This window comes from Flavobacterium sp. (genome assembly GCF_027482425.1).
In the GTDB taxonomy this organism is placed as follows: domain Bacteria; phylum Bacteroidota; class Bacteroidia; order Flavobacteriales; family Flavobacteriaceae; genus Flavobacterium.
This window is the reverse complement of record NZ_JAIXWA010000057.1, coordinates 13,958-28,230: the sequence shown is the minus strand read 5'-3', so window position 1 is coordinate 28,230 and position 14,273 is coordinate 13,958. Positions and strand designations below refer to the sequence as shown.

The 14,273-nt window shown below is 39.4% G+C and carries 14 protein-coding genes; 6 read left to right on the top strand and 8 right to left on the bottom strand.

What is annotated here, in order from left to right:
• A partial coding sequence (locus Q0037_RS08435) for a carboxyl transferase domain-containing protein (protein WP_297517198.1) occupies positions 1–394 on the bottom strand: 394 nt, incomplete at its 3' end.
• A 166-nt stretch (positions 395–560) separates the two neighbouring features.
• On the opposite strand from Q0037_RS08435, the gene Q0037_RS08430 reads away from it, so the two are divergent.
• The 3 genes from Q0037_RS08430 (at position 561) to Q0037_RS08420 (ending at position 3,857) form a co-directional block, all read left to right on the top strand.
• Complete coding sequence (locus tag Q0037_RS08430; protein ID WP_297517197.1) at positions 561–1,205, top strand: DUF47 domain-containing protein; 645 nt, start codon at positions 561–563, stop codon at positions 1,203–1,205.
• A gap of 11 nt (positions 1,206–1,216) precedes the next feature.
• Positions 1,217–2,539, top strand: coding sequence for an inorganic phosphate transporter (locus Q0037_RS08425; RefSeq protein WP_297517196.1), 1,323 nt, complete (start codon positions 1,217–1,219; stop codon positions 2,537–2,539).
• 88 nt (positions 2,540–2,627) lie between these two features.
• Positions 2,628–3,857 (top strand): porin, encoded by a 1,230-nt coding sequence (locus Q0037_RS08420; RefSeq protein WP_297517195.1) that lies wholly within the window; start codon positions 2,628–2,630, stop codon positions 3,855–3,857.
• A 48-nt stretch (positions 3,858–3,905) separates the two neighbouring features.
• Here the strand turns inward: Q0037_RS08420 and prfB are convergent.
• Positions 3,906–5,001 (bottom strand): peptide chain release factor 2 gene (gene prfB / locus Q0037_RS08415; RefSeq protein ID WP_297517194.1). Its coding sequence is split into 2 segments (ribosomal slippage): positions 3,906–4,937 and positions 4,939–5,001, totalling 1,095 coding nucleotides; the frame shifts between segments, so codons are not numbered across the junction.
• Between the two features lie 48 nt (positions 5,002–5,049).
• Between prfB and Q0037_RS08410 the strand changes: the two genes are divergently transcribed.
• The gene (locus tag Q0037_RS08410) at positions 5,050–6,075 is read left to right on the top strand and encodes a low specificity L-threonine aldolase (protein WP_297517193.1); all 1,026 of its coding nucleotides are present in this window, start codon (positions 5,050–5,052) and stop codon (positions 6,073–6,075) included.
• Here the strand turns inward: Q0037_RS08410 and Q0037_RS08405 are convergent.
• A complete protein-coding gene (locus tag Q0037_RS08405; protein ID WP_297517192.1) occupies positions 6,065–6,799 on the bottom strand; it encodes a sulfite exporter TauE/SafE family protein in 735 nt (244 codons plus the stop codon). The two genes, Q0037_RS08410 and Q0037_RS08405, sit on opposite strands and share 11 nt — an antisense overlap.
• 1 nt (position 6,800) lies before the next feature.
• A complete protein-coding gene (locus Q0037_RS08400; protein ID WP_297517191.1) occupies positions 6,801–7,124 on the bottom strand; it encodes a YbaB/EbfC family nucleoid-associated protein in 324 nt (107 codons plus the stop codon).
• Positions 7,125–7,251: 127 nt separating this feature from the next.
• Between Q0037_RS08400 and Q0037_RS08395 the strand changes: the two genes are divergently transcribed.
• Together Q0037_RS08395 and Q0037_RS08390 are read left to right on the top strand one after the other, a co-directional pair.
• A complete protein-coding gene (locus tag Q0037_RS08395; protein WP_297517190.1) occupies positions 7,252–9,309 on the top strand; it encodes a S9 family peptidase in 2,058 nt (685 codons plus the stop codon).
• A gap of 82 nt (positions 9,310–9,391) precedes the next feature.
• On the top strand, positions 9,392–10,432 hold the full coding sequence (locus Q0037_RS08390; protein WP_297517189.1) for a PLP-dependent cysteine synthase family protein: 1,041 nt from the start codon (positions 9,392–9,394) through the stop codon (positions 10,430–10,432).
• 29 nt (positions 10,433–10,461) lie between these two features.
• Here the strand turns inward: Q0037_RS08390 and Q0037_RS08385 are convergent, their stop codons facing one another.
• From Q0037_RS08385 to Q0037_RS08370, 4 genes are read right to left on the bottom strand one after another with little or no spacing between them, the layout of a single operon-like run.
• Positions 10,462–10,857, bottom strand: coding sequence for a DUF4258 domain-containing protein (locus Q0037_RS08385; protein WP_297517188.1), 396 nt, complete (start codon positions 10,855–10,857; stop codon positions 10,462–10,464).
• 44 nt (positions 10,858–10,901) lie between these two features.
• Positions 10,902–12,095 (bottom strand): alanine dehydrogenase, encoded by a 1,194-nt coding sequence (locus Q0037_RS08380; RefSeq protein ID WP_297517187.1) that lies wholly within the window; start codon positions 12,093–12,095, stop codon positions 10,902–10,904.
• A gap of 34 nt (positions 12,096–12,129) precedes the next feature.
• Complete coding sequence (gene tsaE / locus Q0037_RS08375) at positions 12,130–12,543, bottom strand: tRNA (adenosine(37)-N6)-threonylcarbamoyltransferase complex ATPase subunit type 1 TsaE (protein ID WP_297517186.1); 414 nt, start codon at positions 12,541–12,543, stop codon at positions 12,130–12,132.
• Positions 12,544–12,546: 3 nt separating this feature from the next.
• The gene (locus tag Q0037_RS08370) at positions 12,547–14,100 is read right to left on the bottom strand and encodes a bifunctional response regulator/alkaline phosphatase family protein (protein ID WP_297517185.1); all 1,554 of its coding nucleotides are present in this window, start codon (positions 14,098–14,100) and stop codon (positions 12,547–12,549) included.
• Positions 14,101–14,273 lie beyond the last annotated feature (173 nt).

The following is a 14,273-nucleotide window of genomic DNA, read 5'->3' as shown; positions in this document are numbered from 1 at the left end:
TAATAGGCAATCGATTTTCCATTGCAATTTCTTGGGCACGTAAGTTTTTCTTTCCTGTAATTGGGAACCAAGCTCCAGCTTTTACGGTAGCATCATTGGCAACAACCATACATTGCTTCCCGTGTATGTATCCAATTTTTACTACTACACCTCCCGAGGGACAGCCACCATGTTCGGCATACATACCCTCGCCAACAAAAGCTCCAATTTCAATGCTATGCGATTCACGATCAAAGATATAGTCAATTCGTTCACGAGCTGTCATTTTACCTTCCGCATGTAATTTTTCAATACGCTTTTCGCCACCGCCCAATTTAACTTTTGACAAGCGCTGTTTCAGCTCGGAAAGTAGTAACTTATTGTGATCTTCGTTTTTGTTAAAGTTCAGGTCCATGGGGTTTATTTTTTGCGTCGCTAAAGTACGAAAACGATTGAAATCTGACTACTCACTGAAAATGTTCTATATTAATTTATTGTAAAAAAATAACGGGGACTTGTTTTTTTGTTAATATTAGCTTAACATTGAAACTCTAATTTTGAACCGTAAAAATCAATAAAATATGACACTCAACAGTATATTTCAATTCTTAGTACCGAAAGATAAAAAATTCTTCCCATTATTTGAACAAGCCTCTAAAAATTTGACTTTAATGGCGAGTACTTTGCATGATGCCGTCAATGCACCAAAAGCAGAACGAGAAGAATTATTTAGTAAGGTTGAGGAATTGGAAGCTATTATTGAAGATATCGCTCATAAAACCCATTTAGAATTAAGTCGTAATTTTATAACTCCTTTCGATCGTGAAGATATTCATGCATTAATCAAGTCTATTGACAATGTAGCTGATAATATGCATGGAGGTGCCAGTCGTATTCGTTTGTATCAAGTCGATAAAATTACCAAATCTATTCGAAAGTTAACCGAAATCAATTTGGAAGCATGTCAGTTGATAGAAGTAGGTATTAAAGAATTAAAAGATCTTAAAAATCCTAAGGCAATTAAAGATACGTGTAAAAAGATTAATCGTTTAGAGAGTAAGGCGGATGCTGTTTTTGACAAAGCGGTTGCCGATATTTTTGAAAATGAAACCGATGTTAAAAACATCATCAAATACAAAGAGGTATTGTCTTCGTTGGAAATGGCTTCCGATAAGTGTAAAAGTGTTTCCAATGTAATGGAACAAATTTCCGTGAAACACTCTTAATTGCTGGATTCATGGAATTTACCTTATTAATTCTCATCATCTTTCTGGCACTTGCCTTTGATTACATCAATGGGTTCCACGATGCAGCCAATTCGATTGCCACCATTGTTGCCACCAAAGTTTTGACTCCGTTTCAAGCGGTGCTTTGGGCTGCCTTTTTCAATTTTTTGGCCTATTGGGTTTTTGGTTTTGGAGTAGCCGATACGGTGGCTAAAACAGCCCAAACCAGTAGTTTGGATTTAACAGTACTTTTAGCAGGTATTTTAGCAGCTATTGTTTGGAACTTGCTAACTTGGTGGAAAGGAATTCCTTCCTCATCATCACACACTTTAATTGGTGGTTTTGCAGGCGCTGCGATTGCGCATGGATTTTCTGGGAAGGTAGTTGATTTAGAGCATGCGGGATGGAATATAGTTTCATGGTATAAATATAAAGAAGGGGATTTGCTTCCGAGTGGGGTGTTAATTGTTATTTGTTTTATCGTCTTAGCACCCTTAGTGGGGATGTTTATTTCTTACTGTCTGTCCTTATGGATGATGTATTCGTCAAAAAAAGCTATCGGTCCCAAAATATTTACCGTAGCCTTAATGCTTTTGGTTTTTTGGTTTTTATCTACCGTAATGATTGGATATGAGTCAATAGAAAAACCCCGTTTTGAAAGTCATTTCTGGTCGGTAGTGACCGAACCGCATAACATCAAATGGTTATTGGTGGCTGTCATTTTCTATAGTTTAGCCATTTTTAACCTTGTTTTTAGTACGTATTCTGCGGCCAAAGCAGAGTCGGTATTGAAAAAAATGCAGTTGCTATCTTCTGCTGCATTTAGTTTGGGGCACGGCGGTAATGACTCGCAAAAGGTAATGGGAATTATTGCGGCTGCGGTGGCAGTATATTTAAACACGACACATCAAGAGGTATTAACAATGCCCGAGTGGTTGCGTGTGGTATTACCCAATGAAGAAGAAGGCATAAAAAGTAAGATGCCCGACTGGATTCCGCTAACCTGTTACACTGTAATTGCTTTAGGGACTTTGAGGGGGGGTTGGAAAATTGTAAAAACGATGGGGTCCAAAATCACCAAAGTAAATGCATTTGAAGGAGTAGTTGCAGAGTCAGCAGGAGCTCTAACCTTGTTTTCAACTGAACATTTTAAAATACCGGTTTCCACAACCCACACCATTACCGGTTCGATTATCGGAGTAGGAGTAACCAAACGTATTTCCGCCGTTCGTTGGGGAGTCACTGTTAATTTACTCTGGGCATGGATATTAACTATACCAGTATCGGCTATTATGGCTGCCCTTTTCTATTACTTAGTTAATTTGATTTTATAAAGAAACAAGTCGCCTAGTACGGTGACTTTTTTTTGCTTCATGTTTGAATTTCTTTCTAACTTGTAGGCCAATAGATTATTTTATGGGAATGCAATTTAGATCGTACTTATTTCTTGTTTTTATTTTTATTTCTGCCAGTGGTTGGGCACAACCCGTTTTGGAAAAAAATAAAAGTGATAACGACTTAAAATTATCCACATTACCGTATTATAGTTTTGGAAAAGGATTAGGTCTTACAGCCCCCGACAGTTTGTTTCAAATGAATTTGCGTTTCCGGATTCAAAACCGGGCCACCTATATTAAAAATGAATTTGAAGAAGGAGGATATGATTGGCAGATTCGTCGGTTACGCCTTCGTTTTGATGGTTTTGTGGGAAGTCCAAAGTTCTTATACGTCATTCAATTATCATTTGCTCCGGGTGATACAGGCGAAATTCGAGAAGGGGATAATTATAATATAATCCGGGATGCAGTGATTACGTATCGTCCCAATCCGCAGTGGAATTTTAGTTTTGGTCAGACGAAATTGCCCGGAAACCGGCAACGTATTAATTCTTCTGGGGCGCTTCAATTAACCGATCGATCGATTAATAATGCGCGTTTTAATATTGACCGCGATTTCGGATTTCAAGTTCACCATCTTAATCAGCGCAGTAATCAGTTTTCGTATAATCTCAAAGCCGCTTTGTCAACGGGAGAGGGTCGAAATACAACCAACGGACCCGATAGTGGATTGGCGCTAACAGGAAAAGTAGAATTGATGCCGCTGGGTGCTTTTTCAAAAGATGGTGTTTATTTTGAAGGCGATTTAATTCGGGAGGCCAAACCCAAATTCTTTTTCTCCGCTGCATTTCAGCAAAATAATAGTGCTCAACGTACTCAGGGTCAACTCGGTGACGATTTGTTTCAAGCAAGAACTTTGAAATCGGTTTTGCTTGACGGCATGTTTAAATACAAAGGATTTGCGGCAATGGCCACCTATATGTCTCGATCTTCAACGAGAAATGCAATTACAGTAAACCCTCTTGATCCCACGCAAACACGGTTTGTGTATGTTGGCAGTGGATTTGACTATCAATGCAGTTATCTAACCCCGTCTAATTACGAGTTTATTGTTCGGTATTCGACCCAAAAAGTCGGAGCAGACATTGTAAATCTCGCGCCCGACACTCAAGAATATACATTGGGACTTACCAAATATGTTTGGGAACATGCCTTCAAAATTCAAGCTGAAGTTACCTACGATCGCCTACAGTTTACGCAAAGCAGTGAGCAAAACAATTGGTATGTTCGATTTCAAATCGAAATGGGGATATAGTTTGCATTAATAAAAAAAACGGCCTATTTCTAGACCGTCTCATTTATTTTAAGTTTCTTTTTGTCCCATCATCATCAAATACGCTTTTAAGAACGCGTCGATTTCTCCATTCATTACGGCATCGACATCGCTTGTTTCTTGTCCCGTGCGCACATCCTTCACAAGTTTGTAGGGATGCATGACATAATTTCGAATTTGCGAACCCCATTCAATTTTCATTTTTCCTGCTTCAATATCAGCGCGCTGTTCCATGCGTTTTTTTAACTCGATTTCATACAATTGCGAGCGTAACATTTGCATGGCTCGTTCACGATTATCGTGTTGAGAACGCGTCTCAGAACACTGAATTTGGATTCCAGTAGGTTTGTGAAGTAATTGAACTTTGGTTTCCACTTTATTGACATTTTGACCGCCAGCCCCACTAGAACGTGCGGTAGTAATCTCTATATCGGCAGGGCTAATTGCAATCTCTATCGTGTCGTCAACCAAAGGATATACATAAACCGATGCAAAGGAAGTATGACGTTTGGCATTGCTATCAAAAGGAGAAATGCGAACCAAACGATGTACCCCGTTTTCACCCTTTAAATATCCAAATGCAAAATCGCCCTCAAATTCAAGGGTTACCGTTTTTATTCCGGCCACATCGCCTTCTTGAAAATTCAGTTCTTTGATTTTATACCCTTGCTTTTCTCCCCACATCAAGTACATGCGCATAAGTAATGAGGCCCAATCACAACTCTCAGTACCGCCAGCGCCTGCTGTGATTTGCAACACGGCACTCATCGAATCCCCTTCATCCGAAAGCATGTTTCGGAACTCTAGGTCTTCAATTTGGTTTAATGTCAACGTATACTGAGTATCCAATTCTTCTTCGGAGGCATCGCCATCTTTGAAAAATTCATAGGTAATTTGAAGTTCCTCGGCAAGATTTTCGGCCTTGGCAAAATCTTCGACCCACTTTTTCTTGGAACGTAAATTCCGAACGATTACTTCGGCTTGTTTGGCATTGTTCCAAAAGTCTGGCGCAAAGGTTTTCTCTTCTTCATTGGAGATTTCGATCAATTTGGCATCAATGTCAAAGATACCTCCTCAACGCACCAAGGCGTTCTACAATACCTTTGATTTGTTCGGTATTTGTCATAAATTAATGTAGTTTTGTAGTTGCAAAAGTAAAGCATTGTTCTCGGATATGGAAATTAATTTAGTCAGCGATACCGTAACCAAACCTACCCAAGAAATGTTGCAATGCATGTTTCGGGCCAAAGTAGGAGATGATGTCTATAAACAAGACCCATCGGTTAATGAATTGGAGGAAGCTATAGCGCATCTTTTTGGTATGGAGGCGGCATTATTTTTTCCGAGTGGGACCATGGCCAATCAAACGGCGATTAAATTGCATACCCAACCAGGGGAGCAAGTCATTTGCGATAAATATTCTCATATTTATCATTACGAAGGTGGAGGAGCTTCTTTTAACAGTGGCGTTTCTTGCTGTCTCGTCGATGGAACCAGAGGAATGATTACGGCAGAGCAAGTACGTGCCTCTATCAATGATCCAGAATTTTATCATGCGCCAAAAACAGCGTTAGTAAGTATTGAAAACACGACCAATAAAGGGGGTGGTGCATGTTATGAAGTACTTGAATTAAAGCGTATTAAACAAGTTTGTGTCGAGCATAACTTGAAATACCATTTGGACGGAGCCCGTCTTTGGAATGCCTTGGTGGCCAAGAAACAACATCCTAAACAATTTGGGGAGTTATTTGATACCATTTCGGTCTGTTTATCTAAAGGTTTAGGTGCCCCAGTGGGATCTCTTTTGCTTGGAACGAAAGCCGATATGAAAAGAGCACTTCGCATTCGCAAAATCTTCGGAGGCGGGATGCGTCAAGCGGGGTATTTGGCAGCGGCGGGAATGTATGCCTTACAAAATCATATTTTACGTTTGGAAGAAGACCACAAACGCGCGCAAGAACTCGGGGCTCTATTGGCCACTTTACCTTGGGTAGCAAAAGTCGAACCGATTGAAACCAATATCATTATTTTTTCCGTTCGCCCTTCACTGGATGAGCAATGGGTGATTGACAAACTCAAACAGAAAAACATCCATATCAGTTCAATGGGGCCTGGAAAACTTCGAATGGTAACTCATTTAGACTACAAACAGGTGATGCATAGCTATGTGATGGAGCATTTAGCTAAACTTATATTTTAGCAAAAACTACTTTTCCTAAAGTTAGTAGTCCAATGCCAAGAATCAAAAATAAAGCGATTTGTTTAAATCGATTTTGATCGATAGAGCGCAATAATAATTTTCCAATACCCGATCCGAGTAAACTAATTCCAATTAAAACGGGAATCGCATAAATGATGTCTAGGGTCACATAACCATTTTTTGCATAGATGACTGTTCGCGAGGTATCTATCATTAAATCAATAGTGGCAGAAGTAGCAATAAATACATTTTTTTCAAGATTAAAAGCGGCCATAGTCAGCCCGCGAATCGCACCACCTGTTCCCATTAAACCCGCTGAAAACCCCGAAAGTACACCACCAAGGACTGCGTTTTTGGTCGTTGGTAGAAGTACTTTTTTAGGTTCAATAATGAAAAACAAACTGAAAAGCGTCAGAAATATCCCTAAGATTAGTTCCAAAATCTGAGAAGACATATGAGGAGTGAGGAGTCCACCAATCAATACAAACAATACAGAGGGTATCCCCATGGTGAGTAAAAGGTTTCGATTGAATCCTTTTCTGAAAAGTACAATTTTGGTGATGTTACTTGCTAAATGCAAGACCGCAGTAAGTCCCAACACATGGTGAAAATCAAAATAAAAATTAGCAATGGGAACAAAGAACACCGAAGAGCCGAAGCCTCCAATAGTACCCACAATTTCTGCCAGCAACGTGAGGAATATAAAACCAATGTCCCAACGCATGTTACCGGAATAAATTCATTCCTGGAATGTTCGGAAGCCCCTCTTTGGTAACCGCTCCCAATTCGGCTTCTTGAATTTGCCCTGCACGCTCAATCGCTTTATTTATTACCGCAATTAAGTAATCTTCTAGCATCTCTCTGTCTTTCAAAAGTTCCTCAGCAATCGTTATGGAGCGAATTGTTCGGTTGGCATTGCAGGTCACTTCAAGCAACCCATCACTGCTTTTTTCATCAATATAAACAGTGGTTAAGCGCTGCTTTGTTTCCTCAATTTTTTGCTGGGTTTCTTGCAATTTTCCCATCATTCCTTTTAAATCACCAAACATATTTTTTTACTTTATTTTATACAAATGTACATAATAAACTTGTTAAAGAATTGGTTGAAAATTTAAGTTTTTCATTCAACATAGCCCGTATTCGCGGTGTATCTTTGCAAAAATTAGTTAAATATTTATGTCCACATTTCAGCCCCCAAAAGCGAAAAAAAATCCCTGTCGCCTTTTTCACCATGGCCACGAACGTATGGATGATTATTTTTGGTTGTATGACCGAGAAAATCCTGAAGTTATTGCGTATTTAGAACAAGAAAATGCCTATTATCAAGCAGCTACGGCGCATACCAAAGATTTGCAAGAGGCCTTGTTTGTAGAAATGAAAAGTCGCATTAAAGAGGAGGACAGTTCGGTTCCTTATTTTTATAATGGGTATTACTATATCACGCGTTTTGAAAAAGGGGGTGATTATCCAATTTATACCCGACGAAAAGGAAGTATGGAAGCTCCAGAATGCCTTCTTTTTGATGCCAACGAAATGGCTAAAGGGCACTCGTATTTTCATTTAACCGGTTTGTCTATCAGTGATGACAATGTTTGGATATCATTTGGAGTGGATATCGTTTCGCGTCGAAAATACAGTATACAAATAAAAAATCTTGAAACGGGTGATATTTTACCTTATGCCATAGAGGACACTACGGGTGGCGCAGTTTGGTCAACGGATGGAAAGTATTTGTTTTACAGTCGTAAAGACCCCAAAACATTGCGTGCGGACAGTATTTATAGGCATACTTTAGGTACTGATCCAGCCAATGACGTCAAGGTTTATTATGAAGCCGATGCTACTTTTGACGTGTCCGTATTTAAATCCAAATCACGCGAATACATCATGATTGCCTCCGAAAGTACGCTCACATCAGAGTATCGGTTTATAAAAGCTGATCAACCCACAACAGATTTCCAGCTTTTTCAACCGCGCCTTCGGGGAATTGAGTATTCGGTTTCGCATTACGATTCACATTTTTACATTCTCACGAATAAAGATGAGGCGACTAATTTTAAATTAATGAAGACGGAAGTCGCCCACACAACAATATCCCATTGGGTTGATGTGTTGCCGCATCGGGAGGATGTTTTGTTGGAAAGCATTGATATTTTTAGTGATTTTTTGGTGGTGTCCGAACGGTTTAATGGGTTGAATGCGCTTCGAATAATGCGTTGGGACGGCACTATGGATGAATACCTTCCATTTACCTCTGAAACCTTTACAGCGTATACTACGACCAATGTCGATTTTGACACCCCATGGCTTCGATATGCGTACCAATCCTTGGCTACTCCAGCCTCGGTAATTGAATTCAATATGGTTACCCGTGAACAACGTATATTGAAGGAGCAAGAAGTGTTGGGTGGTAATTTTGATAAGAATAATTATATTGAAGAGCGTATTTGGGCGACTGCTAATGACGGTGTCCAGGTGCCTATTTCTTTGGTGTATAAAAAAGAACTCCAAAAAAATCAATCCAATCCACTATTGCTTTACGGCTATGGTTCGTATGGTGTTACGCTAGAACCTTATTTTTCAACCACTCGGTTAAGTCTTTTAGACCGAGGTTTTGTGTATGCTATAGCGCATGTGCGTGGGGGAGAGGATTTGGGCCGTCGATGGTATGAAACGGGTAAGTTATTGGAGAAACGAAATTCGTTTACCGATTTCATCGATTGTGGGGAATATTTAATCCACGAAGGGTATACCAGCGCGTCGCATTTGTATGCAGAAGGCGGATCTGCGGGTGGTTTATTGGTCGGTGCTGTCGCCAATATGCGCCCCGATTTGTTTCATGGGATTATTGCTCAAGTGCCATTTGTGGATGTAGTTACTACGATGTTGGACGACACAATTCCATTGACGACTGGTGAATATGACGAATGGGGCGATCCCAATGACCAACTTTATTACGAGTATATGTTGTCTTATTCGCCTTATGACAACGTGTGCCGTCAAGATTATCCACATATGTACATTTCAACAGGATTGCATGATTCGCAAGTGCAATATTGGGAACCTGCCAAATGGGTGGCCAAATTGAGGGAGTTGAAAACTGATTCAAATTGTTTGTTTTTGGACACCAATATGGATACAGGACATGGGGGCGCTTCAGGACGTTTTGAGGCGTTAAAAGAGGTGGCAAAAGAGTTCGCCTTTTTACTGGATTTAGAAAAAATTAAAAGTTAGTTTAAAATAATTTACTAAATTTGCAAGGTTTGGGGGCATTCCAAGTTCGTTAAACGAATCTCCTGACGCTAATCTGTTTTTTATGAAAGAAACAATAAAAGCCTACAATAATGTACTCGAATTAATAGGGAATACACCGATTATTCGACTCAATAGGATTGCTGAGCATCTTTCAGGAAATTTCTTTGCTAAGGTTGAAGCGTTCAATCCGGGGCATTCCACCAAAGACCGAATTGCCTTATACATTATTGAAGAAGCCGAACGCCGTGGAATCCTAAAACCAGGCGATACGATTATTGAAACTACTTCAGGAAATACGGGCTTTAGTTTAGCCATGGTTAGCATCATCAAAGGGTATGATTGCATCTTGGCGGTGAGTTCCAAATCCTCTAAAGATAAGATTGACATGTTGCGTTCCATGGGCGCTAAAGTATATGTTTGTCCGGCACACGTATCTGCTGACGATGAGCGCTCCTATTATTCTGTCGCCAAACGTTTGCATGAAGAAACAAAGGGTTCGGTATACATCAATCAATATTTCAACGATTTAAATGTTGATGCGCATTACAAGACTACGGGGCCCGAAATTTGGGAGCAAACGGGTGGTAAGATAACGCACCTTGTTGCATGTAGCGGAACAGGGGGTACCATCTCAGGAACGGCTCGTTTTTTGAAAGAAAAAAATCCTGCGATACGAATTTTAGGGGTTGATGCTTTTGGTTCTGTATTAAAAAAATACCATGAAACTAAGGAATTCGATACTGCGGAGATTTATCCCTACCGTATTGAAGGTTTGGGGAAAAATTTGATTCCTACGGCCACGGACTTTGATATGATTGATAAATTCATGAAAGTGAGTGACGAGGAAAGTGCGCATACAGCACGCGAAATTGCTAAGAAAGAAGGTTTGTTTGTAGGATATACTAGTGGAGCTGCCTTTCAAGCGGTGAAACAATTTGCTGAAGAAGGTGAGTTTACTACCGATAGCAATGTAGTCATTGTATTTCCTGATCACGGTTCTCGCTATATGAGTAAGGTTTTCAGTGACGAATGGATGAGTGAACAAGGGTTCTTTGACAGTATCAATGCAGAAGAAGTTCAAAAAATAGAATTTATAAAGTAAAAAAAATCCGGCTCAAAAACCGGATTTTTTTATGGCATATTTTTTTTCGTTTTCAATCGAATGATATCTTCCAAAACCGCTCTTGATTCATAGTTGACAATTTTTAATTGAATCGTATCTTTTTGAGTGGTATACCCTTCGATCCAATACAATTTACCATCCTCATATTTCACATTACTTTTGTCAAAATCCACATCGCCGTAGGTTAAGGTGTTTTTAATGTCAATGGTATCGATCCAATCTTCGGCGAGTTTCCGGGAGGCTTCTAAACTATATTTTAAAGGCTTTGTTCGAATGTTATTTAATACGCGTTCGTTGGGGAAATAACTGCAACGGGTATCTTTACCTGTTAAGACGAAAGCGACAAATAGGGCTCCAAGTAAAACTCCAAAACTATAGTAGGCGAGGCGTTGATAAAATTTCATAGCGTATTTTTTGCAAAAGTAAAAAAACTCAAGCCGTAACGGTATTAAAAAACAATTAAATTAATGTCACTATCGGGTAAATGAAACCAATCCCCGATGGATTTATTGGTTAAAATCCCATGGTAGTAATACACCCCATTTTTCAATCCTTTACTCAAACGCAACGCATTTTCCATTCCGCCATCTTCAGCGATTTGTAATAAATAAGGCATGATGATGTTACTTATGGAAAGGGAAGCCGTTTTGGAATAACGCGAAGGGATGTTGGGCACGCAATAATGAATGACATCATTTTTTATGAATGTAGGTTTTTCATGGGTAGTAATCTCGGATGTTTCAAAACAGCCTCCCGTATCGATACTTACATCTACGATGACCGCTCCTTTTTTCATCAAATCGACCATTCCTTCAGTTACTACCACTGGACAACGATCTTTACCGCGCATCGCCCCAATCGCCACATCGCAGCGTCGTAAGGCCTTCTGCAAAGCTTTGGGTTCGATGGTAGAAGTGAAAACCCGCTGACTAAGGTTGTTCTGTAAACGACGCAATTTGGTAATTGAATTGTCAAACACTTTGACATTACCACCCAATCCTAAAGCGGTTCTTGCAGCAAACTCTCCTACGGTTCCCGCTCCAATAATGACCACATCGGTAGGAGGAACTCCATTGATATTTCCAAATAAGAGTCCTTTCCCAAAGCTATTGTTGATCATTAACTCGGCGGCAATGAGTATTGAGGCGGTACCAGCAATCTCACTCAACGATTTTACAGCAGGATATGAACCGTCTTCATCTTTGATGTATTCAAAAGCTAATGCTGTAATTTTTTTCTTGGACAATGCCTCAAAGTACTCTTTTTTTCGGGTTTTAATCTGTAAAGCTGAAATTAAAATCGTCCCAGCTTGCATCATTTCAATCTCAACCATGGTAGGCGGTTCCACCTTTAACAGCATGGGACAACTAAAAACTTTTTGGGTGTCGTTGGTGATTTCAGCCCCTGCATCACGGTATTCGTTGTCGGTGTAACTCGAACTTAAGCCTGCGCCAGCTTCCATCATTACGCGATGTCCGTGGGAAGTAAGTGAATTAACCGCGTCGGGAGTGAGACAGATACGACGTTCTTGGTAACTCGTCTCTTTAGGAATTCCAATAAACAATTCCGATTTATGGCGGGCAATTTCTAATTTTTCTTCTTGAGGAATTAATTGTTCCGGACTGAAAGGGGTCAGTGGCATACCGTACTATATTTTCTTCTAAAGTATAAAAAATCTACGAGACCTGCAACGTCAATTTTCTTTTTCCATCGGGGAGCACACTCAAATCAATTCGGGCATGTTGCTCCGGCAAAAGGTTGGGAATTTTTTCTGCCCATTCTATAAAACACCAATGTCCCGAATACAAGTAATCTTCAATCCCAAAGTCGAGCGCTTCCATTTCCGATTTTAAGCGATACATGTCAAAGTGATAAATTTTCTCTCCTTGTTGATTTTCGTATTCATTGACTAGGGCAAAAGTGGGACTGCTCGTGGCATCGGTAACGCCCAATGATTGTGATAAAACCTTGATAAGGGTGGTTTTACCGGCGCCCATAGAGCCATTGAATACGATAACTTTCGAAGGATTTTCGCAAAGTATTTTTTGAGCCACTAGCGCAATTTCATCCAATGAAAAAAGAATTTCCATAGGTTATCTCGGATTTAAAACAATAAAAGGAATAATCATTTCTTCTAACGAAATACCGCCATGTTGGTAGGTATTTCGGTAATAACTAACGTAGTGATTGTAGTTATTTACATAGGCCAAAAATAAATCGTTTTTCGCAAAAATAAACGAGCTACTCATATTAATGGCAGGCAATCCTACTTTTTTGGGGTCTTTGACAACATAGACATCTTTATCTTCGTAGGTGAGACTTCTTCCGGTTTTGTAACGTAAGTTGAGACTGGTGTTTTTGTCGCCTATGACTTTCGATGGATTTTTCACATTGATGGTCCCATGGTCGGTGGTGATGATGAGTTTAAAACCTAATTTTTGGGCTTGTTGAATAATCTCCAAAAGAGGAGAATTTTTAAACCAACTCAATGTCAGTGAGCGGTAGGCTTTATCATCGGAAGCCAGTTCTTTCACCACTTCCATTTCAGTTTTGGCATGCGACAACATATCCACAAAATTGTAGACTACTGCTACCAACTGGTTGTCTTTTAACCCTCGGAAATTTTCGGCTAATTTTTTCCCGGTTTGAAAATTAGTAATCTTAAAATAATCGTGTTTAATGTTTAATCCTAAGCGTTTCAAATGCGCGGTTAAAAATTCGGCTTCAAAATTATTTTTTCCACCTTCGTCGGTGTCATTTTTCCAATACTGTGGAAACTGTTTTTCCATTTCAGAAGGTAAAAGTCCCGAGAACAAGGCATTACGAGCATATTGTGTCGCCGTGGGTAACATCGCAAAATAGGGGAGTTCTTTTTCGACTTTATAGTATATGTTTACCGAAGATTCTATGGCTTTCCATTGGTCATAACGCATATTATCAACTACTATAAATAAAATTGGTTTTTCCTTTTTTACCAATTCGGGCACTACCCATTCTCTAAACACCGTATGTGAAAGAACTGGTTTTTCTGCTTTGGGATCAAACCAATCTTCATAATTTCGTTCAATAAATTTTCCAAATTGAAAATTGGCTTCTTGTTTTTGCGATTCTAGGATGTTGATTAAGTTGGAATCTTCCGTGTGTTCCAACTCTAATTCCCAAAACAACAATTTTTTATACACTTCTACCCAATCGGTATACGAACGCGCCATTCCCATATCCATGCCGATTTTGCGGAATTCTTTTTGATAATCTAAGGTTGTTTTCTCAGAGATGAGACGCGAATGATCCAAGTTTTTCTTTAAACTTAACAGAATCTGATTGGGATTGACGGGTTTTATCAGGTAATCGGCGATTTTAGAACCTATGGCTTCTTCCATGATAAACTCTTCTTCGCTCTTGGTAATCATGATGATAGGAGTGGATGACTTTTTCTCTTTCATTTCGGAAAGCACTTCTAATCCGGAGAGTCCAGGCATATTTTCATCTAAAAAAACCATGTCAAAATTTTCATCTTGAAAAATGTCCAAGGCATCCCGACCATTATTGCAAGTCGTTACTTGGTAGTTTTTTTGTTCAAGGAAAAGGATATGGGGTTTTAGCAAATCAATTTCGTCATCAACCCAAAGTATTTTTATCGAATTCATGTGGTTTTATTTTAGTGCAAGTTACTATACCTAAAACGATAAATCTCGTAAAAATTGTATAAAAAAAGGAGTGATTTTTACTTTAATTAGGCTAACTCCTTTAAAATTAGATTCTTCCCTTTCGTTGAGAAATTAACAATTTTGACTGAGAATTGTATTGTATTTTTCATAAT

What these genes read in the sequence shown, in the direction of transcription:
- Q0037_RS08400 (WP_297517191.1), bottom strand. Translation starts at nt 7,124, where the DNA reads ATGTTTGGTGATTTAAAAGGAATGATGGGAAAATTGCAAGAAACCCAG.
- Q0037_RS08430 (WP_297517197.1), top strand. Translation starts at nt 561, where the DNA reads ATGACACTCAACAGTATATTTCAATTCTTAGTACCGAAAGATAAAAAA.
- Q0037_RS08425 (WP_297517196.1), top strand. Translation starts at nt 1,217, where the DNA reads ATGGAATTTACCTTATTAATTCTCATCATCTTTCTGGCACTTGCCTTT.
- Q0037_RS08405 (WP_297517192.1), bottom strand. Translation starts at nt 6,799, where the DNA reads ATGCGTTGGGACATTGGTTTTATATTCCTCACGTTGCTGGCAGAAATT.
- Q0037_RS08380 (WP_297517187.1), bottom strand. Translation starts at nt 12,095, where the DNA reads ATGCCACTGACCCCTTTCAGTCCGGAACAATTAATTCCTCAAGAAGAA.
- Q0037_RS08390 (WP_297517189.1), top strand. Translation starts at nt 9,392, where the DNA reads ATGAAAGAAACAATAAAAGCCTACAATAATGTACTCGAATTAATAGGG.
- Q0037_RS08370 (WP_297517185.1), bottom strand. Translation starts at nt 14,100, where the DNA reads ATGAATTCGATAAAAATACTTTGGGTTGATGACGAAATTGATTTGCTA.
- Q0037_RS08395 (WP_297517190.1), top strand. Translation starts at nt 7,252, where the DNA reads ATGTCCACATTTCAGCCCCCAAAAGCGAAAAAAAATCCCTGTCGCCTT.
- Q0037_RS08420 (WP_297517195.1), top strand. Translation starts at nt 2,628, where the DNA reads ATGCAATTTAGATCGTACTTATTTCTTGTTTTTATTTTTATTTCTGCC.
- Q0037_RS08385 (WP_297517188.1), bottom strand. Translation starts at nt 10,857, where the DNA reads ATGAAATTTTATCAACGCCTCGCCTACTATAGTTTTGGAGTTTTACTT.
- tsaE (WP_297517186.1), bottom strand. Translation starts at nt 12,543, where the DNA reads ATGGAAATTCTTTTTTCATTGGATGAAATTGCGCTAGTGGCTCAAAAA.
- Q0037_RS08410 (WP_297517193.1), top strand. Translation starts at nt 5,050, where the DNA reads ATGGAAATTAATTTAGTCAGCGATACCGTAACCAAACCTACCCAAGAA.